General features: G+C 66.2%; 22 protein-coding genes. 11 read left to right on the top strand and 11 right to left on the bottom strand.

Annotation, left to right across the window (positions count from 1 at the left end; genetic code table 11):
- Nucleotides 1-54: 54 nt before the first annotated feature.
- The 5 genes from AC2ITM_RS07865 to AC2ITM_RS07845 form a co-directional block, all read right to left on the bottom strand.
- Nucleotides 55-501: a cytochrome c-type biogenesis protein gene (locus AC2ITM_RS07865; protein ID WP_486469407.1), complete on the bottom strand. Its 447-nt coding sequence runs from the start codon at nucleotides 499-501 to the stop codon at nucleotides 55-57.
- 29 nt (nucleotides 502-530) lie between these two features.
- Nucleotides 531-2,495, bottom strand: a complete 1,965-nt coding sequence (locus AC2ITM_RS07860) for a heme lyase CcmF/NrfE family subunit (RefSeq protein WP_486469261.1) — start codon at nucleotides 2,493-2,495, stop codon at nucleotides 531-533.
- Nucleotides 2,496-2,688: 193 nt separating this feature from the next.
- The gene (ccmE, locus tag AC2ITM_RS07855) at nucleotides 2,689-3,135 is read right to left on the bottom strand and encodes a cytochrome c maturation protein CcmE (protein WP_486469260.1); all 447 of its coding nucleotides are present in this window, start codon (nucleotides 3,133-3,135) and stop codon (nucleotides 2,689-2,691) included.
- Between the two features lie 15 nt (nucleotides 3,136-3,150).
- Complete coding sequence (argC, locus tag AC2ITM_RS07850; protein WP_486469259.1) at nucleotides 3,151-4,188, bottom strand: N-acetyl-gamma-glutamyl-phosphate reductase; 1,038 nt, start codon at nucleotides 4,186-4,188, stop codon at nucleotides 3,151-3,153.
- 96 nt (nucleotides 4,189-4,284) lie between these two features.
- Nucleotides 4,285-5,097, bottom strand: a complete 813-nt coding sequence (locus AC2ITM_RS07845) for a glutamate racemase (RefSeq protein WP_486469258.1) — start codon at nucleotides 5,095-5,097, stop codon at nucleotides 4,285-4,287.
- Nucleotides 5,098-5,619: 522 nt separating this feature from the next.
- Between AC2ITM_RS07845 and AC2ITM_RS07840 the strand changes: the two genes are divergently transcribed.
- The 5 genes from AC2ITM_RS07840 (at nucleotide 5,620) to grxD (ending at nucleotide 10,634) form a co-directional block, all read left to right on the top strand.
- The gene (locus tag AC2ITM_RS07840; protein WP_486469257.1) at nucleotides 5,620-6,537 is read left to right on the top strand and encodes a LysR family transcriptional regulator; all 918 of its coding nucleotides are present in this window, start codon (nucleotides 5,620-5,622) and stop codon (nucleotides 6,535-6,537) included.
- Between the two features lie 391 nt (nucleotides 6,538-6,928).
- The gene (locus tag AC2ITM_RS07835) at nucleotides 6,929-7,420 is read left to right on the top strand and encodes a hypothetical protein (RefSeq protein WP_486469256.1); all 492 of its coding nucleotides are present in this window, start codon (nucleotides 6,929-6,931) and stop codon (nucleotides 7,418-7,420) included.
- Between the two features lie 153 nt (nucleotides 7,421-7,573).
- Nucleotides 7,574-9,733 (top strand): phosphoribosylformylglycinamidine synthase subunit PurL, encoded by a 2,160-nt coding sequence (gene purL, locus AC2ITM_RS07830; protein ID WP_486469255.1) that lies wholly within the window; start codon nucleotides 7,574-7,576, stop codon nucleotides 9,731-9,733.
- 117 nt (nucleotides 9,734-9,850) lie between these two features.
- Nucleotides 9,851-10,087 carry a BolA/IbaG family iron-sulfur metabolism protein gene (locus tag AC2ITM_RS07825; RefSeq protein ID WP_486469254.1) on the top strand — a complete coding sequence of 79 codons (237 nt, stop codon included), beginning with the start codon at nucleotides 9,851-9,853 and terminating at the stop codon, nucleotides 10,085-10,087.
- A 181-nt stretch (nucleotides 10,088-10,268) separates the two neighbouring features.
- Nucleotides 10,269-10,634 (top strand): Grx4 family monothiol glutaredoxin, encoded by a 366-nt coding sequence (gene grxD, locus AC2ITM_RS07820; RefSeq protein ID WP_486469253.1) that lies wholly within the window; start codon nucleotides 10,269-10,271, stop codon nucleotides 10,632-10,634.
- Between the two features lie 7 nt (nucleotides 10,635-10,641).
- Here the strand turns inward: grxD and AC2ITM_RS07815 are convergent, their stop codons facing one another.
- From AC2ITM_RS07815 to AC2ITM_RS07805, 3 genes are all read right to left on the bottom strand, one after another.
- On the bottom strand, nucleotides 10,642-11,091 hold the full coding sequence (locus AC2ITM_RS07815) for an MliC family protein (RefSeq protein WP_486469252.1): 450 nt from the start codon (nucleotides 11,089-11,091) through the stop codon (nucleotides 10,642-10,644).
- Nucleotides 11,092-11,531: 440 nt separating this feature from the next.
- Complete coding sequence (locus AC2ITM_RS07810; RefSeq protein ID WP_486469251.1) at nucleotides 11,532-11,996, bottom strand: cell division protein ZapA; 465 nt, start codon at nucleotides 11,994-11,996, stop codon at nucleotides 11,532-11,534.
- Nucleotides 11,993-12,586, bottom strand: a complete 594-nt coding sequence (locus AC2ITM_RS07805) for a hypothetical protein (protein WP_486469250.1) — start codon at nucleotides 12,584-12,586, stop codon at nucleotides 11,993-11,995. Before AC2ITM_RS07805 ends, AC2ITM_RS07810 begins: the two co-directional genes overlap by 4 nt.
- 294 nt (nucleotides 12,587-12,880) lie before the next feature.
- Here AC2ITM_RS07805 and tkt point away from each other — a divergent pair, with 294 nt between their 5' ends.
- The 5 genes from tkt (at nucleotide 12,881) to AC2ITM_RS07780 (ending at nucleotide 18,745) form a co-directional block, all read left to right on the top strand.
- A complete protein-coding gene (gene tkt / locus AC2ITM_RS07800; RefSeq protein WP_486469249.1) occupies nucleotides 12,881-14,896 on the top strand; it encodes a transketolase in 2,016 nt (671 codons plus the stop codon).
- A 414-nt stretch (nucleotides 14,897-15,310) separates the two neighbouring features.
- Nucleotides 15,311-16,315, top strand: coding sequence for a type I glyceraldehyde-3-phosphate dehydrogenase (gene gap / locus AC2ITM_RS07795; RefSeq protein ID WP_486469248.1), 1,005 nt, complete (start codon nucleotides 15,311-15,313; stop codon nucleotides 16,313-16,315).
- Nucleotides 16,316-16,553: 238 nt separating this feature from the next.
- Nucleotides 16,554-17,558, top strand: a complete 1,005-nt coding sequence (gene gap / locus AC2ITM_RS07790) for a type I glyceraldehyde-3-phosphate dehydrogenase (protein ID WP_486469247.1) — start codon at nucleotides 16,554-16,556, stop codon at nucleotides 17,556-17,558.
- A 94-nt stretch (nucleotides 17,559-17,652) separates the two neighbouring features.
- Nucleotides 17,653-17,796: a hypothetical protein gene (locus AC2ITM_RS07785; protein WP_486469246.1), complete on the top strand. Its 144-nt coding sequence runs from the start codon at nucleotides 17,653-17,655 to the stop codon at nucleotides 17,794-17,796.
- Between the two features lie 13 nt (nucleotides 17,797-17,809).
- Nucleotides 17,810-18,745 (top strand): alpha/beta fold hydrolase, encoded by a 936-nt coding sequence (locus AC2ITM_RS07780; RefSeq protein ID WP_486469245.1) that lies wholly within the window; start codon nucleotides 17,810-17,812, stop codon nucleotides 18,743-18,745.
- Nucleotides 18,746-18,748: 3 nt separating this feature from the next.
- Here AC2ITM_RS07780 and coaD read toward each other — a convergent pair whose 3' ends face one another.
- The 3 genes from coaD to AC2ITM_RS07765 all read right to left on the bottom strand — a co-directional run bounded on the left by coaD (nucleotide 18,749) and on the right by AC2ITM_RS07765 (nucleotide 21,047).
- Nucleotides 18,749-19,249 (bottom strand): pantetheine-phosphate adenylyltransferase, encoded by a 501-nt coding sequence (coaD, locus tag AC2ITM_RS07775; RefSeq protein WP_486469244.1) that lies wholly within the window; start codon nucleotides 19,247-19,249, stop codon nucleotides 18,749-18,751.
- A 405-nt stretch (nucleotides 19,250-19,654) separates the two neighbouring features.
- Nucleotides 19,655-20,089: a CBS domain-containing protein gene (locus AC2ITM_RS07770; RefSeq protein ID WP_486469243.1), complete on the bottom strand. Its 435-nt coding sequence runs from the start codon at nucleotides 20,087-20,089 to the stop codon at nucleotides 19,655-19,657.
- Between the two features lie 64 nt (nucleotides 20,090-20,153).
- A complete protein-coding gene (locus AC2ITM_RS07765) occupies nucleotides 20,154-21,047 on the bottom strand; it encodes a LysR family transcriptional regulator (RefSeq protein ID WP_486469242.1) in 894 nt (297 codons plus the stop codon).
- 91 nt (nucleotides 21,048-21,138) lie between these two features.
- Here AC2ITM_RS07765 and AC2ITM_RS07760 point away from each other — a divergent pair, with 91 nt between their 5' ends.
- The gene (locus AC2ITM_RS07760) at nucleotides 21,139-22,638 is read left to right on the top strand and encodes a CoA-acylating methylmalonate-semialdehyde dehydrogenase (RefSeq protein ID WP_486469241.1); all 1,500 of its coding nucleotides are present in this window, start codon (nucleotides 21,139-21,141) and stop codon (nucleotides 22,636-22,638) included.
- Nucleotides 22,639-22,765 lie beyond the last annotated feature (127 nt).

Raw genomic sequence — 22,765 nt, 5'->3', positions numbered from 1 at the left:
GCGGTCCTCCCTAGGGCAGCAGAGCGGCCCCGGCCCGCGCCGTCAAGCCGGGCCTCAGCCCTTCAGGATGTCCTTCAGCCGCGCCTTTTCCTCGGCGCTCAGGCTGTCGTCCTCGGGACGGGCACCGCGGCGCCGGATATAGACCCCGGCCAGCCCCAGCCCCGCCAGCAGCATCAGCGGCCCTGCCCCCCAAAGGACCCAGTTCGCGCCTTCCAGCCGTGGCTTCAGCAGCACGTATTCGCCATAGCGTGCCACCAGGTAATCGACCACCTGCTGGTTGGTATCCCCCGCCTCCAGCCGCTCGCGTACCAGCACCCGCAGGTCATGCGCCAGCGAGGCATTGGAATCGTCGATGTTCTCGTTGCGGCAGACCAGGCAGCGGATCCCTTCCGAGATCTGGCGCGCGCGGGCCTCAAGCCCCGGATCCTTCAGCATCTCGTCGGGCTGCACCGCGCGGGCGGGCGCCGTCAGCATCACCAGTGCCAGCGCCGCCAGCTGCAGCCCCAGCAGGGCCTTCATCGCACTCTGTCTCATTCTGCCGCGACCTCCGCACCCTTGCGGGCCTTGGCCGCGCCCGCCGCGACGCGGAAGCGCCGGTCCGACAGGCTCAGCAGGCCACCGAAGGCCATCAGCAGCGCGCCGCCCCAGATCCAGTTCGCCAGCGGCTTGACGTAGCTGCGCATCGCCCAGCCGCCGCCCTGCTGCGCATCCCCGATCACCACATAGATGTCGCGCAACACGCCATTTGTGATCGCGGCCTCGGTCGTCGGCATCCCGGCCACGGGATAGAAACGTTTCTCGGGGTAGACATGGGCGACCTGGCGGCCGTTGCGGGTGATGTCGACCTCGGCGCGGGTGGCGGCATAGTTCGGCCCCTGCACGTCTGACACGCCCTGCAGCGTGATCGTATAGCCCGACAGATGCACGCTGTCGCCGGCCTTGACGACACGGATGTCCTCGCTCTGCCAGGCCAGCATGCCGCAGATCCCCATGATGCTGATCCCCAGCCCCGCATGGGCCACAACCCGCCCCCAGTCCGAGCGCGGCAGCCGCAGCAGCCGCCCCGGCCCGCCCGATCCGGTGCGCGCATAAAGATCCGTCAGTGCCCCGGCCACCAGCCAGGTCCCCAGCAGCATCCCCAGCGGCCCAAGCGCCGAGCGCCCGCTCTGCATCGCCCAGACCAGCGCCCCCACCGCCAGCGCCAGCACGAAGGCCGGCACCAGCAGGCGCAGGATGCGGCCCGTCTTCGCGCGCTTCCACGGCAGCATGGACCCCACCGGCAGCACCACGCCAAGCAGCGCCATGAACGGGGTGAAGGCCAGGTTGAAGAAGGGCGCGCCGACCGACAGCTTCTTGCCCAGCACCATCTCGGCCACCAGCGGCCAGAGCGTACCGGTAAAGACCACGAAGGCCGCGACCACCAGCAGGATGTTGTTCAGCACCAGCACCGATTCCCGGCTGACCGTGCCGAACACCCCCTTCGAGGCCAGCACATCGCCGCGCGCGGCATAAAGCGTCAGCGCGCCGCCCATGAAGATCGCGATCAGGATCAGCAGCGCCGCGCCCCGGGTCGGGTCACTGGCAAAGGCATGCACCGATGTGATCACACCCGAGCGGGTGATGAACGCCCCCACCAGCGAAAACCCGAACGCCAGGATCGCCAGCAGCACGCACCAGCTTTTCAGGCTTTCGCGCTTTTCCACCACCACGGCCGAATGCAGCAGCGCCGCCGCCACCAGCCAGGGCATGAACGAGGCATTCTCGACCGGATCCCAGAACCAGAAGCCGCCCCAGCCCAGCTCGTAATAGGCCCACATAGAGCCCATGGCGATGCCCACCGTCAGGAACAGCCAGGCCGCCAGCGTCCAGGGCCGCACCCAGCGGGCCCAGGCAGCATCGACGCGGCCCTCGATCAGGGCGGCGACGGCGAAGGAAAAGCTCATCGAAAGGCCGACATAGCCGGTGTAAAGGAACGGCGGATGGAAGGCCAGGCCGGGGTCCTGCAGCAGCGGGTTCAGCGACTGGCCGTTGAAGGGCGGCACCGCCAGGCGCAGGAACGGGTTCGAGGTGAAGATCTCGAACACCAGGAAGGCGAAGCCGATCAGCCCCTGCACCGCCAGCACCCGGGCCCGGAAGGCCGCCGGCAGGTTGCCCCCGAACAGCGCCGCCGCCGCCCCGAACAGCGCCAGGATCAGGATCCACAGCAGCATCGAGCCCTCGTGGTTGCCCCAGATCCCGGTCAGCTTGTACAGCATCGGCTGGTCGATGTTGGAATTCTCCCACACCAGCTGCAACGAGAAATCCGACACCACGAAGGCGCGCACCAGCACCGCGAACGAGAACCCCACCAGCAGGAACTGGATCAGCGCCGCGGGTTCGGCCACGGCGATCCAGCCGTTCCAGCGGCGCGCGGCGCCGATCTGGGGCACGGTGGCCTGCACGAAAGCCACCACCATGGCCAGGATGAGGGCGAAATGACCGAGCTCGTTCAACATGGCACCGTTTATAGGATGCAGCCCCCCGCCCGCCAATTCAAATCCCCGCCACAGCCGAAACCCGATCGCCAGGCGCCTGACGCACCCCCCTTTCATCTTTCCAAAAATATGCCCGCCGGAGGCGGAAGGCCCGCGCCCGCGGGCCCCTTGCAGTGCTGACGACCGACCGGCCCGCGCCGATCAGACCTGCCGTTCACCCCTTGTCGGCGCCCTCGTAGACGCCCTGTTCCTTCAGCGCGTCCTTCAGTTCCTTGGGCATGTAGTTCTCGTCATGCTTGGCCAGGATTTCCTTGGCATGGAAGACGCCGCCGGCATAGGTGCCGGTGCCGATCATGCCCTGCCCCTCGCCGAACAGATCCGGCAGGATCCCCGTGTAGACCACCGGCACCGAGGCCCCGCCATCGGTCACGGTGAACTTGACCGTATCGCCCCCCGTCTTGTCGAGCGTCCCCTTCTCGACCAGCCCGCCCAGCCGGAAGGTTTCCGAGGCGGGCGGGTTCTCGGCCAGCACCTGAGAGGGCGAGCGGAAGTAGTTGATCCCATCCCGCAGGGAATATCCGATCAGACCCGTGGCCACCGCCAGCGCCACGAAGGCGGCGGCGATGATCTGGATCCGGCGTTTCTTCTTCAGCCCTTTCATCGGACCTCCCGCGGTTCAGGGAAACAGCGGGGCCAGCATCAGACCATCGGTCTCGGGCAGGCCCAGCATCAGGTTGGCATTCTGGATCGCCTGACCGGACGACCCCTTGCACAGGTTGTCGAGGGCGCACACCACGATGGCGCGGCCCGCGATGCGATCCCCCGTCACCCCCAGATGCACGAAATTCGAGCCCCGCACATGATGGGTCGAAGGGGTCTCGCCGAAGGGCAGCACCTGCAGGAAGGGCTCGGCCGCATAGGCGGCCGCAAGCGTGGCATGGATCGCCTGCGCATCGCCGCTGACATAGGCGGTGCACAGGATGCCACGGTTCGCCGGGATCAGGTGGGGGGTGAACTGCACCTGGACGGGCCGCCCCGCCAGGGCACTGAATTCCTGGTCGAATTCACCCAGGTGCCGGTGCTGGCCGCCGACCGCATAGGCATTGGCGCCTTCCGACATCTCGGCATGCAGCAGGTTTTCCTTCAGTGCCCGACCCGCCCCCGACACGGCGCATTTCATGTCGAGGATGATGTCATCAAGCCCGATCACCCCGGCCCCGATCAGCGGCCGCAGCACATATTGTCCGGTGGCGGCATTGCAGCCCGTGCCCGCGACCAGCCGCGCCGCCGCAATCTGCGCGCGGTAGAATTCGGTCAGCCCATAGACGGCCTCGGCCTGCAGCGCGATGGCGGCATGGGCATTGCCGTACCATTTCTGGTATTCATCGGGATCGGCCAGCCGGAAATCCGCCGACAGATCGACGATCTTCAGGTCGCGCGGCAGGTCCCGGATCACCTGCTGGCTGGTCTTGTGCGGCAGGGCGCAGAACGCCAGGTCGATGGCAGCAAAGTCGATCTGATCGACCGTCACGAGATCCGGCAGATCAAGGTGGCGCAGATGCGGATAGACCTGCGCCATCGGCTGGCCGGCCTTGGCATTGGCGGCCAGTGCCGCGATCTGCATCCCCGGATGGGTGGCGATCAGGCGGATCAGTTCGGCCCCGGTATAGCCCGAGGCGCCGATGATCGCGATCTGCTTCCTGTTCTCAGCCATTCCTGCCCTTTCGACACTGCAGCGGCCCGCGCTTTTGTACCGTATCCCGCCCTGCCGCAACCTGACGGGGATCAAATGCCCGCGACGGGCGCCGGGTCAGGCGGCGTGGAAATCGATCCGCCGCTTCAGCGCCTGCGTCGCATGGGTCGACACCCGCGCCGGATCGCCCGTCGTCAGGAACATCGACACCTCGCCCGGGCCGCGCTTGTCGGGATGGCGGTTGAGGTAATCCTCCAGCGAGGCGGCAACCAGATTGGCCTGCGAATAGACCTGCACCTCGGGGCCCAGGGCCTCGCGGAAGGTGGGTTCCATCAGCGGATAATGGGTGCAGCCCAGGATCGCGGCCTGCGGATGCGGCATCTTGCGCTTCAGCGCCTCGACATGGCTGCGCACCAGCGCCTCGGCCAGGATCATGTCGCCGTCCTCGATCGCATCGACCAGACCACCGCAGGCCTGAGCCTCGACATCGACACCGATGGCGCGGAAGGCCAGTTCGCGCTGGAAGGCGCGGCTGGCAACGGTGGCCGGAGTGGCGAACAGGGCCACATGCTTGACCGCGACCTCGCGCGGGGCGGAATTATCGCCCCACTGGCGTTCGGTCAGCGCCTCGATCAGCGGCACGAAGACGCCCAGCACGCGCTTGTCGGGGGTCAGCCAGGTTTCCTGCATCCGCCGCAGCGCGGCAGCGCTGGCGGTGTTGCAGGCCAGGATCACCAGGTCGCAGCCGGCATCGAACAGCCGCTGCACGCCGATCTTCGTCAGATTGTAGATGTCATCCGCGGTGCGCACGCCATAGGGCGCGTGGCAGTTGTCGCCATAATAGACGAAGGGCACCTGCGGCAGCCGCTTGGCGCAGGCATCCAGCACCGTCAGCCCGCCCAATCCCGAATCGAAAATCCCAACCGCCATGTCCGTATCCCGGTTATCCGTGTCCTGCCGCCCGTGCCGACCGCGCCCAAAGCGCCGGGCCGGGGCCTTGCCGCCCGCTCTTACGTCGGTCGGGGCGGGAAATCCATCGCCGCTTTCGCCCGCGCCGCCGCGGCAGCGGGATTGCAGGCGGTACCGGCCGTCAGTCTAGGCCCAGTGCCCCCCGCGCGCCAGCCTGCCCTGCCCGTTCACTTCTGCGTCAGACCGCGCGGCGCGCCATCCCTCTGACGTCCGGCCCCGCGCGGATCCCGACCGGCCCCGCCCATCCCCCCGCATGGGCGCCAAACCCCTGCCTGCCCGGGCCCTGCGACCGGCGGGGCCGCCTGCGCATCCCGGCACGCTCGTCTTCCGAAAGTCACAGCTTGGCGCGGATCCGGCTGCGGGCGCAGAAAATTCCCGCAACCACCTGTCCTTCGGCTATCATGCCGATTAAGAGACCGGCGACAAACCCCGGTACACCCATAAGACCGGATTATCGCAACAAGATCGGCAGATTGCTTTCAGATGGACTGGGACAAACTTAGAATTTTCCACGCTGTCGCCGATGCGGGCAGCCTTACGCACGCGGGCGATGCCCTTCACCTTTCCCAATCCGCGGTCTCGCGCCAGATCCGCGGGCTTGAGGAAAGCCTGAACACCACCCTCTTCCACCGCCATGCCCGCGGCCTGATCCTGACGGAACAGGGCGAACTGCTGTTCGACGCCACGCGCGCCATGGCCAAGCGCCTGGAAACCGCCACCGCGCGGATCCGCGACAGCGAGGAAGAGGTGTTCGGCGAACTGCGCGTGACCACGGCCATCGGCTTTGGCACCCTGTGGCTGGCCCCGCGCCTGCCCAAGCTTTACGAACAGTATCCCGATCTGAAGATCGACCTGATGCTGGAAGAGCGCGTGCTGGACCTGCCGATGCGCGAGGCCGACGTGGCCGTGCGCATGAAGGAACCCAGCCAGGCCGACCTGATCCGCAAGAAGATCATGTCGATCCGCATGCGCTGCTATGCCTCGACCGGCTATCTGGAACGCTACGGCCGCCCGGAAAAACCCGAGGATCTGAACCAGCACCGGCTGATCTGCCAGACGCCGGCCTCGCCTCAGGTGACGGGGGGCGCGATGCTGGTCAGCCAGCTGATGTCGCATGACGTGCGCTCGACCCTGACGGTGAACAACTATTTCGGCGTGCTGCAGGCGGTGGTGCATGATCTGGGAATCGGCGTGCTGCCCGACTACCTGATCGAGGAATTCCCGACCCTGCAGCGGATCTTCCCCGATGTGGAAAGCACCGAAGTGCCGGTGTTCCTGGCCTATCCCGAAGAGCTGCGCCATTCCAAGCGCGTGGCGGCCTTCCGCGACTTCGTGCAGGAGGAAATCCTGCTGCACCGCCGCACCATCCGCGAACTGCGCGAGCGCGACGAGACGGAGTGATCCGTCCCGTCGGCGCCCGCCGTCGCGAATCAATCCCCCCGGAAATGACCCCGAGTCGCCCCGTGATTCGGCGGGATTTGCAACTGATGCATAGCTGCAATGCGGCGATTGCGGTAAATTGGGGCTTGATCGTTCAAACATCGGCGCATATTTCGGCAATCGACGGTGATGCTGCTTAGCGGCACATCATCTTCAACCTCCCTGTTGGACCTGGCCGGACCTTGTGTCCGGCCTTTTTTTTGGCCCGACGCCCGGTCTGCCTGACGCCTCCCCCTCGCGGGGGGCCGTCGTCGCCGGGGGCGCTGAAAAAATGCCCCGGCTGTCGGAACCTTTCCCCCTGCCCGATCATTGTTCCTGCGAAGAGACACTCGGCCACATGAAAGGAAAGACCATGAAAACCTTTGGTAAAATCGTCTCCGGTGCGGCCCTTGCCGCGATCCTGCCGCTGTCCGCCATGGCGCTGGACAGTCAGTCGATGACCGACATCAAGTCGGGCCGTGCCGATACCCCCGAAGCCGTCATCGTGTCGCGTCCGGCGATGGAACCCGCCAAGCTGAAGACCAAAGAAGCCGACTTCAAGGCCTTCCTGGCGGGCGCCCGCAAGATCGACTCGCCGCTTGACCGCACCAACGTCCTGAGCACCGACAACCAGGTCGTGGGCTATGTCACCGACGTCTACGACATGCCCGCCGGTCCCGACTATGCGATGGTCGACACCTACGAGGACCAGTCCACCTACAAGGGCAAGTTCCTGATGCCGATCGAGCACATGACCAAGGGCGGTCAGCTGCTGATGGAAGGCACCCAGTCGGAAATCCGCCAGGCGCTGATTCCGGACATGGAAGAGCTGCCGAACCCGACCCCCGCAGAACAGCCCAGCTGATCCCTGCACCATCCCCTGCCCGAAGGGGCGCGGAGCAATCCGCGCCCCTTTTCGCTTGCCGCAGGGGACACTGCACCGGTTTTTCCGCCGCAGCCCCTTCCCCAGCGGGCGGCTCTCGCGTAAATCGGGCCGCAATCAGCACAGGGGATCCAGATGCAAGAACCCGCCATCACCGAAGACCTGATCGCGAGCCACGGGATCAAGCCCGAGGAATATGCCGAGATCCTCAAGATCCTGAACCGGGAACCCACGTTCACCGAACTCGGCATCTTCTCGGCCATGTGGAACGAGCACTGCTCTTACAAGTCCTCGAAGCGCTGGCTGCGCACCCTGCCGACCGAAGGTCCGCAGGTCATCTGCGGCCCGGGCGAAAACGCCGGCATCATCGACATCGGCGACGGCCAGGCTGTCGTCTTCAAGATGGAAAGCCACAACCACCCGTCCTACATCGAACCCTACCAGGGCGCGGCGACAGGCGTCGGCGGCATCCTTCGGGACGTCTTCACCATGGGCGCGCGCCCCATCGCGGCGATGAACTCGCTCTCGTTCGGGGATCCGGCGCTGGCGAAGACGAAACAGCTGGTGCATGGCGTCGTGGCAGGCGTCGGCGGCTACGGCAACTGCTTTGGCGTGCCGACCGTGGGCGGCGAAGTGCGCTTTGACCCGGCCTACAACGGCAACTGCCTGGTGAACGCCTTCGCGGCGGGCCTCGCGGATGCGGACAAGATCTTCTATTCGGCCGCCAGCGGCGTCGGGATGCCCGTCGTCTATCTGGGGGCAAAAACCGGCCGCGACGGCGTCGGCGGCGCCACCATGGCCTCGGCCGAATTCGATGACACCATCGAAGAGAAGCGCCCCACCGTCCAGGTCGGCGACCCGTTCACCGAAAAGCGCCTGATGGAAGCCACGCTGGAGCTGATGGCGACCGGCGCCGTGATCTCGATCCAGGACATGGGTGCGGCGGGTCTGACCTGCTCGGCCGTGGAAATGGGCGACAAGGGCGGCCTAGGCGTGCATCTGCGCCTTGATGACGTGCCGCAGCGCGAAGTGGGCATGACCGCCTACGAGATGATGCTGTCGGAATCCCAGGAACGGATGCTGATGGTCCTCAAGCCCGAGCTTGAAGCCGAAGCCCGCGCCGTCTTCGAGAAATGGGACCTGGATTTCGCCATCGTCGGCGAGACCATCGCCGAGGACCGCTTCATCATCGAGCATGGCGGCAAGGTCTGGGCGGATCTGCCGCTGTCGAAACTGTCGTCCTCGGCCCCTGAATACGACCGTCCCTTCGTGGAAACCGCGCCCGCCGCACCCTTGGGCGATGTGCCCGCGGTCGATCCGATCGACGGCCTGAAGGCGCTGATCGGCGCGCCGAACTATGCGTCGAAACAGTGGGTCTACGAACAGTACGACACCATGGTCATGGCCGACACCACCGCGGGCCCGGGCCTGGGTGCGGGTCTGCTGCGCGTGCACGGCACCGACAAGGTGCTGGCCTTCACCAGCGACGTGACCCCGCGCTATGTCAAGGCGAACCCCTTCGAGGGCGGCAAGCAGGCCGTCGCCGAAGCCTATCGCAACCTGACCGCCAAGGGCGCCCTGCCGCTGGCCACGACCGACAACCTGAACTTCGGCAACCCCGAAAAGCCCGAGATCATGGGCCAGTTCGTCGGCGCGATCAAAGGCATCGGCGCGGCGGTTGCCGCCCTCGACATGCCGATCGTGTCGGGCAACGTCTCGCTTTACAACGAGACCGACGGCCGCGCGATCCTGCCGACGCCGACCATCGGCGCCGTGGGCCTGATCGCCGATGCCGCAACCGCCATCACCGGCGCGGTGCGCGATGGCCACGTGGCCCTGCTGGTGGGTCAACCCGGCGCGCATCTGGGCCAGTCGGCCCTGCTGGCCGAGGTGTTCAACCGCACCGAGGGCGATGCCCCCGCCGTGGACCTGGCCACCGAGAAGCTGCATGGTGACTTCATCCGCGCCAATACCGCGCTGATCAAGGCCTGCACCGATCTGGGCGATGGCGGCCTGGCGCTTGCGGCCTTCGAGATGGCGGAATCCGCCGGCGTGGGCGTCAGCCTTGAAACCGCAGATCAGGCGGAACTTTTCGGCGAGGACCAGGCGCGCTACCTCGTGGCCTGCAACTTTGACGAGGCCGAGGCCCTGATGGTTGCCGCCGGCAAGGCGGGCGTCCCGGTCGCCACCGTTGGCAAGTTCGGCGGCACCGAGGTCAGCCTTGGCGGCGCTTCGGCCCCGCTGGCCGAGCTGTCGCAGACCTTCCGTTCGACCTTCGGCGCCACCTTCGCCTGAGGCCCCGGACCGATGACCGACCGCGCGCGGAGCCCCCGGGCTTCGCGCGTTGTCATGCGTGGCGCTTGCGGGCCCACGCGCCCTCGCCTAGATTGAAAGAAAATGACGGAGACCCCCATGTCCCTTGAGGCCCACGATATCGCCGCCCTGATCCGCGAAAGCTTCCCCGATGCCAAGATCGAGGTCCAGGGTGACGACGGCCAGCATTTCTCGGCGATGGTCGAGGACGAAAGCTTTCGGGGCAAGAACCGGGTCCAGCAACAGCGCGCGGTCTATGCGGCGCTGAAGGGCAAGATGGACGGTGCGCATGGCGAACTTCATGCTCTGGCGCTGACCACCCGCGCCCCGGACTGATCCTCTTTTCCCTTCAGCGTCAACACCTTGCACCGCGCGACCAAGGCGCGGGCGCAGGGCTTCATGCCCGGCTGTGCACCCCGCTTCGGGTATGATGTATCGCTTGTGCTGGATTCCGGCGCCGGTTCGCTGTATCCAGCGACCAAAGGGACTTTTCGAATTCCGCCGCAAGGAGGCGACAATGACCACCGACGCAAAGAGCCGTATCGAAGATACCGTAAAAGCCAATGACGTGGTGCTCTACATGAAGGGCACCAAGGAAATGCCGCAGTGCGGCTTCTCCTCGCGCGTGGCGGGCGTGCTGAACTACATGGGTGTCGATTTCGTCGACGTGAACGTCCTCGCCGATCCCGAGATCCGCCAGGGCATCAAGGACTATTCCGATTGGCCGACCATTCCCCAGCTCTACGTCAAGGGCGAGTTCGTCGGCGGCTGCGACATCATCACCGAGATGACCCTGTCGGGCGAGCTGGACACGCTGTTCGACCAGTCGGGCGTGGCCTATTCCAAGGACGCTGCGGACAAGATCCGCTCGGCCAACAGCTGATCCGCGATCACTTTGCGGTTTCGCAGAAGGCGAAGAGGGTGACCTCTTCGCCTTTTTCCTTTTCGCCGGCCGCGGGATCGAACCACGACAGCCGCGCCGACCGGCCCTTGGACCACCACTGGTAGCCCGCCGCCCCGCCATAGCGTGCGCCCGATCCCGACACCGCTTGCGCCAGGACGATCTGCTGCCCCTCGGCCTGCAGCACCACGTAATTGCCGTCCGACGTGTTGATGTAGCTCGCGGGGATCTGCACGCCGCGCTCGCAGGTATAAAGCGCCTGGATCACCTGCCCCGCCTGTGCAGGCGCCAGCCCCGTCAACAGCCCGGCGATCACCCCCAGGGACCTCAGCGCCGGACCGCCAGGCCGCAGCCGCCCGGGAAACGCCGGGATCCCCCCGCGCACCGCCGCTCTCGCCCGCACCTTGCAGCCCAGCTGCGTTTCGCGCAGGGCGGCCATCGGCCATGACGCACGGGGCCCGGCAGCCCGGCGCAGCGATGCGCCCTCCGGCAAGGGCACGCAGGACCAGCGCCTTATGGCCCGGATGGTCCAAAGGCCGACCCGCGCCGGACGACAGAATTGCGCCATACGCAGGGCGACGGCCACCGGCCATGGCGCACCGATCCCCGTAGACCGGCCCACCGATGCGCCCTGCGCCAAATGCAAGCGATGCCAGCCCCTCATGGCCCGGAGGCCCCAAAGGCCGACCCGGGCCGGACGACAGAGCTGCTGCCAGAGCCGCGCAATGCCATTCGCCAGCGGCGCGGCCGCCCGACCCGCCCCGCGATTGCCAGGCGCAGTAACCACGGGCCGCCCAACAGCCACATCCGGTTCCGCAACCGCCCGCCGGACAGTAGCGGGGCCGATGCCCGGTCCCCGAACGTCCCGCACGCCACCCCTCAGGCCTCGTCGGCCAGGGCCTCGCCGTCGTCTTCCGGTGCTCCGGCCTTGGCCTCGACCTGCATGGCCAGGTATTCGGCACGCTCGGCCAGTTCCACCAGCGCCTGGCGGACCGAGGGTGGCACGATCTCGCGGACCACCTCGACCTGAACCTCCTTGATCACCTCGATCTGCTCGGGCTGGGGCGCGGGCTGGTTGCGCAGGTTGGTGATCTCCTCGCGCAGAGCCTCGATCTCGTGCTCCAGCGTGGCGATGCGTTCCTCGCCACGGCCCGTCCGGTCGGCCAGCATCAGCCCCGACATCAGCAGCATCGTCGGTTCCGGAATGCGCCCCGTCGCCGCCAGCAGCGCCTGGGCCTCCTGGTCCAGCTGCGCTGCCGCGCGCCGCAGGAAATCCTCCTGCCCGGCCTCGCAGGCCACGTCGAAGCCGCGGCCGCCGATCATCACCGTCACGTTGGGCATCATGCCTCTCCCCTCGCCTCGTCCCGGGCCAGCATCGGCCGCAACACCGCCATCACCGAGGCGGCTTCGGCGCGGGCCGCCGCGTGATCGGCCCGCAGCGATTCAAGTTCCGCCAGCACCCCTTCGGCCAGCAGTTCGGCGCCCGCGGCCTCGTGGGCCTCGCGCAGGGCACGGTTGTTGGCCCGCAGCTGGTCGTTGACCGCGCGCAGGCGGCCCAGCTCTTCCTCGACGATGGCCAGGGCTTCCAGCGCCTCGGCGGGCACCTGGACCTCGGGCTCGGTCTCGGCGGCGGGGCTGGTGGCGATCGCGGCCTCCAGCTCGGCCACGCGGGCTTCAAGGGCCGCGCGCTCGGCCTGGGCGCGCTCCAGTTCGCGGTTCAGGGCGGCCTTGCGGTCCTGGGCGCGGGCCAGCTCGGTCTCCATGGCGGTGCGGCTGCCCTGCAGGCGCGCCACCTCGTCCCTCAGCGCCGCCTCGGCCTCCGCATCGGCCCGGGGCGCCGCGGCGGCCACCTGGACCGGCCAGGCATCAAAGCCCGCCTCGATCCGGTCGAGCGCCGCCAGGATACGTCCCTGCACTTCATCCAGCTCTTTCATGTGCTCTCTTCACTGCGGTTCAATCTTTACCTCACCGACCTTATCCTGTCCGCGCGCAACCCGGAACGCCCCTTGCGCCGTTTCGTGACGCCATGGGCCGAATCGCGCGCCCCTGCCTGTTCCCCTGATCCTAGTCTAAACCCCTGAGAAATCCCAAACGGGGGCCAAATTCGGCCATTCATCCCCCATTGCACCCGTGCTGCGCTTGCGTTTCACGCCTTGGCTGGTATGAGCGCTAACACCGACGGGCACCCGCCCGCGCCACCTTTCCGCCACCCTCGAAGGGAGACCCAAGTGGATATCGAGGCCCTGCGCAACGCACATCCCGAACACTGGTCCAAGGCCGCCGCGATCCGCGTGCTGACGCTCGATGCCGTCGCCGCCGCGAATTCCGGCCATTCCGGCATGCCGATCGGCATGGCAGACGTCGCCACCGTGCTGTTCGAAAAGCACCTGAAGTTCGATGCCTCGGCCCCGAACTGGTTCGACCGCGACCGCTTCATCCTGTCGGCCGGCCACGGTTCGATGCTGCTCTACTCCCTGCTGCACCTGACCGGTTACGAGCAGTTCCCCCTCGAAGAGGTCAAGAACTTCCGCCAGTGGGGCGCCCGCACCGCCGGCCACCCCGAGAACTTCCTGGCCAATGGCATCGAGACCACGACCGGCCCGCTGGGTCAGGGCCTGGCGATGTCGGTGGGCTTTGCCATGGCCGAAGCCATGCTGCGCGCGCAGCTGGGCAAGAAGGTGGTGGACCACTACACCTATGTCATCGCCGGCGACGGCTGCCTGATGGAAGGTGTCTCGGAAGAGGCGATCTCGATCGCCGGCCGCCACGAGCTGGAAAAGCTGGTGGTCTTCTGGGACAACAATAACATCACCATCGACGGCACCGTGGAGCTGTCGTCGCGCACCGACCAGGTTGCGCGCTTCAAGGCGAACGGCTGGCACGTGCAGGAAATCGACGGCCATGATCCGGTCGCCATCGACGCGGCAATCGTTGCGGCGAAGAAATCCGGCAAGCCCTCGATGATCGCCTGCAAGACGCATATCGCGCTTGGCCACGCGGCACAGGACACGTCCAAAGGCCACGGTGCGCTGACCAACAAGGATCAGAACGCCGCCGCCAAGGCCGCCTGGGGCTGGACCGCCCCCGCCTTCGAGATCCCCGCCGACATCAAGTCCGCCTGGGAAGAGATCGGCCGCCGCGGCGCCGCCGAACGCTTCGCCTGGGACGAGCGCTTTGCCGCCCTCTCGGAGCGCAAGCAGGCCGAGATCACCCGCCGCATCGACGGCGAAGTGCCCGCCAAGCTCGCAGCCGTCGTGCGCGCGCTGAAAAAGCAGCACTCCGAAGCGCTGCCGAACGTGGCGACCCGCAAGGCGTCCGAACTGGCGCTGGAAGTCATCAACCCGGTGCTGCCGGAAACCATCGGCGGCTCGGCCGACCTGACGGGGTCCAACAACACCAAGACCGGCGATCTGGGCATCTTCGACACCGACAACCAGAAGGGCCGCTTCGTCCACTGGGGCATCCGTGAACACGGCATGGCGGCAGCGATGAACGGCATGGCGCTGCATGGCGGCCTCAAGCCCTACTCGGGCACGTTCTTCTGCTTCACCGACTACGCCCGCCCGGCGATGCGCCTGTCGGCGCTGATGCAGGTCGCCCCGGTCTACGTCATGACGCACGATTCGATCGGCCTTGGCGAAGACGGCCCGACCCACCAGCCGGTCGAGCATCTGGCGATGTGCCGCGCCACCCCCAACACCCTGGTGTTCCGCCCGGCCGATGCCGTGGAAACCGCCGAGGCCTGGGAAATCGCGCTGACGCAGAAATCGACCCCCTCGGTGCTGTCGCTGACCCGCCAGAACCTGCCGACCCTGCGGACCGAGTTCAAGGCCAAGAACATGGTCGCCCAGGGCGCCTACGTGCTGGCCGAAGCCGAGGGCAAGCGCCAGGCGATCCTTCTGGCCACCGGTTCCGAAGTTGCCATCGCGATGGAGGCGAAGGCCCTGCTGGAGGCCGAAGGCATCGGCACCCGCGTCGTCTCCATGCCCTGCTTCGAGCTCTTCGCGCAGCAGGACGAGGCGATCCGCAAACGCGTGCTGCCCGCCGGCCCCGTCCGCGTCGCGGTCGAAGCCGGTGCCCGCATGGGCTGGGACCAATGGCTGCTGGGCGAACGTGGCCGCGAAGCCAAGGCAGGCTTCGTCGGCATGGAAAGCTTCGGCGCCTCGGCCCCGGCCGAAGTCCTCTACGAGAAGTTCGGCATCACCGCCGAGGCCGTCGCAGCCAAGGTCAAGTCGCTTCTCTGACCCGCATCGGATCCTGCAGGGGGCCGGCCGCCGCGCCGGCCCCTTCGCATTTCGCCCCTCCGGGGCGAAGCCTCCGGCGGGAGTATTTATGGCCAGATGAAAGAACCGGGCGCACCCGGGCCCCGGCCCTTCCTGCCCATTTTCTTGTTCCCAAATACCTCGGGGGAGGCGCGCGGCACGCGCGGCGGGGGCGGAGCCCCCTGCACCGCCTTCCACCCTCCGATTCTCAGTCATCGACAAACGATGCTGCCCTGCAGCACGAGTTAGCGCCACCGGCAGCGCAAAGGTTAGCGCAACCATGGGCAGTGGGTAAATGTTTTCGCTAACATATTGTCAGGAAATGGATTTTCCCCTTACCCGGCCACAGCCTTTGGACTATCTAACCCTCAGGTTCGTTAGCAGGAGACACGGGACATGACGGTCACTCTGGCAATCAACGGTTTCGGTCGGATCGGCCGCTGCACCCTTGCGCATATCGCAGAGGCCGCGCGCAATGACGTGCAGGTCGTCAAGATCAACGCCACCGGCCCGATCGAGACCAATGCCCATCTGCTGAAATACGACAGCGTTCAGGGCCGTTTCGGCAACGAGGTCAAGATCGCCGGCAACACCATGGACATCGGCCGCGGCCCGATGGAGGTGTTCTCGACCTACAATCCCGACGAGCTGGACTGGGAAGGCGTCGATGTCGTCCTGGAATGCACCGGCAAGTTCAATGACGGCGAAAAGGCCAAGATGCACATGGCGCGCGGCGCCAAGTCGGTGCTGATCTCGGCCCCTGCCAAGAACGTCCAGAAGACCATCGTCTACGGCGTCAACCACCGCGACCTGGTGGAAGGCGACACGATGATCTCGAACGGGTCGTGCACGACCAACTGCCTGGCCCCGCTGGCGAAGGTGCTGAACGATGCGATCGGCATCGAGTCGGGCATCATGACCACGATCCATTCCTACACCGGCGACCAGCCGACGCTGGACCGTCGCCACAAGGACCTCTACCGCGCCCGCGCCGCCGCCATGAGCCAGATCCCCACCTCGACCGGTGCCGCCAAGGCCCTGGGCCTGGTGCTGCCGGAACTGGCGGGCAAGCTGGACGGGTCGGCCATCCGCGTACCGACCCCGAACGTGTCCTGTGTCGACCTGACCTTCGTGGCCAAGAAGGACGTCACCGTCGATGACGTGAACGAAGTCGTCCGCGAAGCCGCCGCTGGCCATATGGGCCACGTGCTGGGCTACGACCCCGAGCCCAAGGTCTCGATCGACTTCACCCATACCGAGCAATCCTCGATCTTTGCCCCCGACCAGACCAAGGTCATGGGCAAGCGTCTGGTGCGCGTGCTGGCCTGGTATGACAACGAATGGGGCTTCTCCTGCCGCATGGCCGACGTGGCCGCCGCCCTCGGCCGTCTGCAGAAGTAAGATATCTCGCGCCGCCGCAGGGCGGCGCGGCATGCCAGGGAGGGCATGTGACCCCCGGAGCGCGCGAATTGCGCCTCCGGGGGTCTTTCGTTTGTCCCTTCTGCGCCGATCCTTCAATTCAGAAGTGCCTCTGGACAAACTGTTAGCGCTAGCGGTATCAAGGCGGCGACCTCCCCGTTCGCGGGGGATGACGCTGCAACTGAAATTGCACCGCACAGGCGGTGCCGGAGGATCTCACATGGCCACCACTGTCGCGATCAACGGGTTCGGACGCATCGGGCGCAACGTGCTGCGCGCCATTGCCGAAAGCGGCCGTACCGATGTCGAAGTCGTCGCCGTCAACGACCTGGCGCCCGTGGACACCAATGCCCACCTCTTCCGCTACGACAGCGTCCATGGCCGCTTCGCAGGCGAGGTGACGACCGGCGAAGACTGGATGGATGTCGGCACCGGCAACAAGATCAAGGTCACCGCGATCCGCAACCCCGAAGACCTGCCCTGGGGGGACGTCGACATCGCCCTGGAATGCACCGGCCTTTTCGTCACCCGTGATGCCGCCGCGCGGCACCTGGCGAACGGCTCGGGCCGGGTGCTGGTCTCGGCGCCCTGCTCCGGGGCGGATGCCACGGCCGTCTTCGGCGTCAACCACCTGACCCTCAAGCCCGAGCACATGGTCGTCTCGAACGCCTCCTGCACGACGAACTGCCTCAGCCCCGTTGCCAAGGTGCTGAACGATCTGGTCGGCATCAAGTCGGGCTTCATGACCACCATCCATTCCTACACCGGCGACCAGCCGACGCTGGACCGCACCCACAAGGACCTGTATCGCGCCCGCGCCGCGGCGATGTCGATGATCCCGACCTCGACCGGTGCGGCCAAGGCCGTGGGCCTGGTGCTGCCGGAACTGAAAGGCAAGCTGGACGGCACCGCGATCCGCGTGCCGACGCCGAACGTCTCCTGCGTCGACCTGACCTTTACCGCCGGCCGTGAAACCACCGCCGAGGAAATCAACGCCGCCATCGTCGCCGCCGCCGATGGCCCGCTGAAGGGCATCCTGGGCTACACGACCGAGCCGCTGGTTTCGGTCGACCTGAACCACGACGCGCATAGCTCGACCATGGCGCTGGATCAAACCAAGGTGCTGGATGGCACGATGGTGCGGATCCTCAGCTGGTACGACAACGAATGGGGCTTCTCGAACCGCATGTCGGACATGGCCGCGCACATGGGCAAGCTGCTCTAGGAAACGTTTCCGTTTGTAAAATTGGGGGGCTGTTCGGGAGAGGATCTTGAACGGCCCCCTTTGCTTTGGCAGGATCGGCAGCCGGAGGGTGAAGATGTCGAACAGGCTGGCGATCATTCTGGGGCTGATCATCCTGGGTGTCCTGGGCTGGGACCATCTGTTCAATGATGGCCGGGCGGCGCTGTTCCTGCTGCGCAAATTGGCCGACTTCCTGTGGTGGATCGCCTTCTGGCGCTAAGGAGCAATCTGAGATGTTGGGGTTGGAAATCCTGGGCACGGCGGTGCTGCTGGGCCTGGGCGGGCTGGTCGGCAACAGCTGGCTGTGGAAACGTCGGGCCGAAGGCCTGGTGCCGCCAAGGGGGCGCTTCACCACCCTGTCCACCGGCCGGCTGCATTACGTCGAGCGCGGCACCGGCCCTGCCATCGTGATGGTACACGGGCTGGGCGGACAGCTGGGCAATTTCGATATGGGGCTGATCGACATCCTGGCCCGCGACCATCGGGTGATCGTGCCCGACCGGCCGGGCATGGGCTGGTCCGAACGGCCGCTGGCGGCCCCGGCCACGCCGGCCGACCACGCGGCGCAGATGCTGGAGCTGATGGAGGTCCTGAAGATCGAGCGCCCGCTGGTCGTCGGCCATTCTCTGGGCGGCGCGATTGCCCTGTCGATGGCGGTGCAGGCGCCCGAGCGTATCCGGGGCCTGGCGCTGATCGCCCCGCTGACGACCCCCGGCCAACCCGCCGCGCCTATCTTCGACAACCTGAACATCCGGCTTGACCTGCTGCGCTGGCTTTATGCCTGGACCTTCGCCACGCCGGGTGCGCTCTATGGCACGAAACAGCTTCTGAAGGTGCTCTACGGCCCCGAGGCGCCGCCCTTCGACGCTGCAGTCCAGGGCGGTGCGCTGCTGGGTCTAAGGCCCCTGCACTTCTATCACACAAGCAAGGATTATCGAAGCTCAACCAAAGGGTTGAATGCCATAGCTAAGGTGATGGATGAACTTCCTATGCCGATCTCGATCCTGTTCGGAACGGGGGATCAGGTGCTGGATTCACAGGTTCACGGGAAGGCCTTCCGCGAGGCCCATCCGAAGGTCCGGCTGCAGCTTGTGCCCGGCGGGCACATGCTGCCTATGACCCAGCCCGAAACCTGTGCCGGGCTGATCCGGGACCTGGCGCGTGCCTGACCCCTAGCCCTGGCGCGCCAGCCGTGTGATCAGCCGCTGCGCCACCGCGGGGGTGACAAAGTTCGACACGTCGCCCTGCAGCCGCGCGATCTCCTTCACCAGTTTCGAGGCAATCGCCTGGTGATGGGTGTCGGCCATCAGGAAGACCGTCTCGATCGAATTGTCGAGCATCCGGTTCATGCCGACCATCTGGAATTCATATTCGAAATCCGTCACCGCCCGCAGGCCGCGCACGATGATCGATGCACCAACGTCATGGGCGCAGTGAATCAGCAGGTTCTCGAAGGGATGGGCGACGATCTCGATGCCCATCTCTTTGGAAAGATGGCCGCATTCGGCCTCGATCATCTCGACCCGCTCCTCCAGCGAGAACAAGGGCCCCTTGTCGCGATTGATCGCGACACCGATCACCAGCCGGTCCACCAGGGCCGAGGCACGCCGGATGATGTCCAGGTGCCCAAGGGTGATCGGATCGAAAGTGCCGGGGTATAGACCGATACGCATGGGGGCCTCCTCGGGTTGCGTCCGAGGCGCACGCAACAATATCACGCCGCCGTTTGCAAGCCCCGCAGGACGCAATGCGGGCATTCGCCCCAGGGGCATCCGCCGTCCGCAGCCCTTCACATCAGGCCGCAAGGCCTTGCAGTGCAGGGATTTCGTCTGGGTGGTGAAATTTCGATGACAGCGAAGACAGATGACGGGACAAGGACGCCGCGTCAGCGAAAGGGACGTGCCCCGGCCCGCCAGGCAGCGGGATGCGGCCTGGCGGGCCGGGGCATGTGACAGGACGGCCCCGCATCCATCTCAGATGGCTCCCCAGCGTAGTCGGACCGCCCTGCCGATCCGAAAGCCGCATCCGGTCACGGCTTTCGGATGTCCGGGCCCTTGGACCCGGGCAACCTGAGGCACCTAGTAGCCCATGATCATGCCTTCAAGGGCGTCCTTCTCCATCGACAGCTGATCCAGCCGCGCCTTCACCGCATCGCCGATGGTGACGATACCGACCAGCTCGCCGTCCTCGAGGATCGGCATGTGGCGAAAGCGCCCCTCGGTCATGCGGGTCAGCACCTCGATCACCTGGGTGTCCGGGGTGCCGCATTGCGGATTGCGCGTCATCAGCGCCTCGGCCGGCAGATCCAGGATCGCCGCCCCGCGCGAGGCCAGGCCCCGCACCAGGTCGCGTTCCGACAGGATGCCATCCGCATGCTTGCCGGTATAGCTGATCACCACCCCGCCGATACGATGCGCCTTCAGCAGCTCGGCCACCTCGCGCACCGGGGTATCCGGCGTCACGGTGATCACCGCGCCACTGCCCTTTGCCTTCAGAATCTGCTGCACAAGCATCCGATTCCTCCCTGTTCTGAACAACTCCTCCAGCCTCAAGGGTCGATGACAATAGCCTGTCGTGTCAAGAAAAGGCTTCGCGACGCTGGATCTCGCCACGCAATCTTTCGGATAGCAGCGTGGCAAAGCGGTTCATCCGTTCCAGCCGGGTGTCATCGGCATGGCGCACCAGGTAGAAACTGCGCCGCAGGCTGATCCGGTCGGGCAGCACCCGCACCAGATTGGGCTGATGCGGCAGCGAGAAATCGTGGATGATCCCCACCCCCGACCCGGCGGCGATCCAGTTGAACTGCACCGAGACCGAATTCGACGCCAGCGGCACCCGTTCGGCGCCGACCTCGCCCAGATAATCCAGTTCCTTGTCAAAGATCATGTCGGGGATATAGCCCACCAGCCGGTGGTGGCGCAGGTCCATCACGTCGCGGATCGGCGGCGTGCGCGCCAGATAATCCTTCGTGGCCGCCAGATGCAGGTGGTAGTCCGAGATCTTCTTGACCATCAGCCGCCCCGCCGTCGGCGCCGACACCGTGATCGCCACATCGGCCTCGCGCTTGGTCAGGTTAAAGAGGCGCGGCAGGGCGATGATCTGCACCTCAAGATCGGGATTGTCCTCGACGATCGAGGCACAGACCTGCGGCAGCAGGAAATTCGCCACCCCGTCCGGCGCCCCGATGCGGATCTGCCCCGACAGGCCCGCAGCCCCCTGGCCCGCGACCTCGGCCTCGCCCGCGGCCAGCGCCGCCTCGGCGCGCGCGGCATGGCCCATCAGGCGCTGACCCGCCTCGGTCAGGGCATAGCCCTGGGGCGACTTGGCAAACAGCGCCGCCCCGATATCCTCTTCCAGACGGCCAATCCGCCGGCCCACCGTGGCCGGGTCGATGCGCAGCTGCCGCGCCGCCGCCGAAAGGCTCTCCAACCGGCCGACGGACAGGAAACACCTCAGGTCATCCCAGTTCATACATGCATTCCCGCAAAGCTCCTTTGTGTTATTTCCGGTTCCCCACGCAAAATTGCAATAGTAACGTCACATCCAAAGACAGGAGGATCCAATGCAGGAACTGACCCATTTCATCAACGGCGCCCACGTCAAGGGCACCTCGGGCCGCTTTACCGACGTTTCGAACCCGGCAACCGGCGAAGTCATCGCCAAGCTGCCGCTGGCCAGCGTGGCCGAGATCGAGGCCGCCATTGCCTCGGCTGCCGAAGCGCAGGTCAAATGGGCCGCCACCAACCCGCAGCGCCGCGCCCGGGTGATGATGAAGTTCGGTGCGCTCATCAACGAGCACATGGACGAGCTGGCCGAGCTGATCTCGAAAGAGCACGGCAAGACCATCCCCGATGCCCGCGGCGACGTGCAGCGCGGCCTGGAAGTGGTCGAGGTCTGCATGGGCGCCCCGCACATGCTGAAGGGCGAGTTCATGGACAACGGCGGCCCGGGCATCGACCTTTACTCGATGCGTCAGGCGCTTGGCGTCGTGGCCGGCATCACCCCCTTCAACTTCCCCGCGATGATCCCGCTGTGGAAGATGGCCCCGGCGCTGGTCTGCGGCAACGCGATGATCCTCAAGCCGTCCGAGCGCACCCCCTCTTGCGCGCTGCGCCTGGCCGAACTGATCCAGGAAGCCGGCCTGCCCGATGGCGTGCTGCAGGTGGTGAACGGCGACAAGGAAGCCGTTGACGCGCTGCTGGACAGCGACGTGATCCAGGCCGTGGGCTTTGTCGGCTCGACGCCGATCGCGCAGTACATCTACGGCCGTGCCACCGCGACCGGCAAGCGCGCGCAGTGCTTCGGCGGTGCGAAGAACCACATGATCATCATGCCCGACGCGGACATGGACAAGGCCGCCGACGCGCTGGTGGGTGCGGGCTATGGTGCGGCGGGCGAACGCTGCATGGCGATCTCGGTCGCGGTGCCGGTGGGCAAGAAGACCGCCGACACGCTGATCGAAAAGCTGCTGCCGCGCATCGAAAAGCTGAAGGTCGGCCCCTACACCGCCGGCGAAGACGTGGATTACGGCCCCGTCATCACCAAGGCATCGCAGGACAAGATCAAGGGCCTGATCACCTCGGGCGTGGAACAGGGCGCAACGCTGGTGCGCGACGGCCGCGACTTCAGCCTGCAGGGCTATGAAAACGGCTTCTTCGTCGGCCCGACGCTGTTCGACAACGTCACCCCCGACATGGAGATCTACAAGCAGGAGATCTTCGGCCCGGTCCTGAGCCAGGTCCGCACCGACAGCTATGAAGAAGCCCTGCAGCTGACGATGAACAACGAATACGGCAACGGCACCGCGATCTACACCGCCGATGGCGACGTGGCCCGCGATTTCGCCAGCCGCGTGAACGTCGGCATGGTCGGCATCAACTTCCCGATCCCGGTGCCGCTGTCGTACTTCACCTTCGGCGGCTGGAAGAAATCGGCCTTCGGCGACCTGAACCAGTACGGCCCCGACGCCTTCCGCTTCTACACCCGCACCAAGACCGTCACCGCGCGCTGGTTCTCGGGCATCAAGGACGGCGGCGAGTTCAACTTCAAGGCCATGGACTGACCCTCCCCCCGAAGTCCGGTCTTGCAGAGGCGGTCCCCCAAGGGGGGCCGCCTTTTTTCATCTTCTTGAAAACTCAGGCATACAGGATCATGAAAGCACACGCGGAAGGTGCATTTCGCGAATATAT

The organism is Pseudooceanicola sp. NS-SX9, from assembly GCF_057380705.1.
This window is presented reverse-complemented; position numbering and strand designations above follow the sequence as displayed.

Coding starts and splice junctions, on each gene's coding strand:
- grxD (WP_486469253.1), top strand. CDS start 10,269: ATGACCACCGACGCAAAGAGCCGTATCGAAGATACCGTAAAAGCCAAT.
- purL (WP_486469255.1), top strand. CDS start 7,574: ATGCAAGAACCCGCCATCACCGAAGACCTGATCGCGAGCCACGGGATC.
- gap (WP_486469248.1), top strand. CDS start 15,311: ATGACGGTCACTCTGGCAATCAACGGTTTCGGTCGGATCGGCCGCTGC.
- AC2ITM_RS07765 (WP_486469242.1), bottom strand. CDS start 21,047: ATGAACTGGGATGACCTGAGGTGTTTCCTGTCCGTCGGCCGGTTGGAG.
- AC2ITM_RS07805 (WP_486469250.1), bottom strand. CDS start 12,586: ATGAAAGAGCTGGATGAAGTGCAGGGACGTATCCTGGCGGCGCTCGAC.
- AC2ITM_RS07845 (WP_486469258.1), bottom strand. CDS start 5,097: ATGGCGGTTGGGATTTTCGATTCGGGATTGGGCGGGCTGACGGTGCTG.
- AC2ITM_RS07825 (WP_486469254.1), top strand. CDS start 9,851: ATGTCCCTTGAGGCCCACGATATCGCCGCCCTGATCCGCGAAAGCTTC.
- AC2ITM_RS07770 (WP_486469243.1), bottom strand. CDS start 20,089: ATGCTTGTGCAGCAGATTCTGAAGGCAAAGGGCAGTGGCGCGGTGATC.
- AC2ITM_RS07815 (WP_486469252.1), bottom strand. CDS start 11,091: ATGGCCGCCCTGCGCGAAACGCAGCTGGGCTGCAAGGTGCGGGCGAGA.
- AC2ITM_RS07780 (WP_486469245.1), top strand. CDS start 17,810: ATGTTGGGGTTGGAAATCCTGGGCACGGCGGTGCTGCTGGGCCTGGGC.
- AC2ITM_RS07785 (WP_486469246.1), top strand. CDS start 17,653: ATGTCGAACAGGCTGGCGATCATTCTGGGGCTGATCATCCTGGGTGTC.
- AC2ITM_RS07860 (WP_486469261.1), bottom strand. CDS start 2,495: ATGTTGAACGAGCTCGGTCATTTCGCCCTCATCCTGGCCATGGTGGTG.
- AC2ITM_RS07810 (WP_486469251.1), bottom strand. CDS start 11,996: ATGATGCCCAACGTGACGGTGATGATCGGCGGCCGCGGCTTCGACGTG.
- AC2ITM_RS07835 (WP_486469256.1), top strand. CDS start 6,929: ATGAAAACCTTTGGTAAAATCGTCTCCGGTGCGGCCCTTGCCGCGATC.
- AC2ITM_RS07760 (WP_486469241.1), top strand. CDS start 21,139: ATGCAGGAACTGACCCATTTCATCAACGGCGCCCACGTCAAGGGCACC.
- ccmE (WP_486469260.1), bottom strand. CDS start 3,135: ATGAAAGGGCTGAAGAAGAAACGCCGGATCCAGATCATCGCCGCCGCC.
- coaD (WP_486469244.1), bottom strand. CDS start 19,249: ATGCGTATCGGTCTATACCCCGGCACTTTCGATCCGATCACCCTTGGG.
- AC2ITM_RS07840 (WP_486469257.1), top strand. CDS start 5,620: ATGGACTGGGACAAACTTAGAATTTTCCACGCTGTCGCCGATGCGGGC.
- argC (WP_486469259.1), bottom strand. CDS start 4,188: ATGGCTGAGAACAGGAAGCAGATCGCGATCATCGGCGCCTCGGGCTAT.
- gap (WP_486469247.1), top strand. CDS start 16,554: ATGGCCACCACTGTCGCGATCAACGGGTTCGGACGCATCGGGCGCAAC.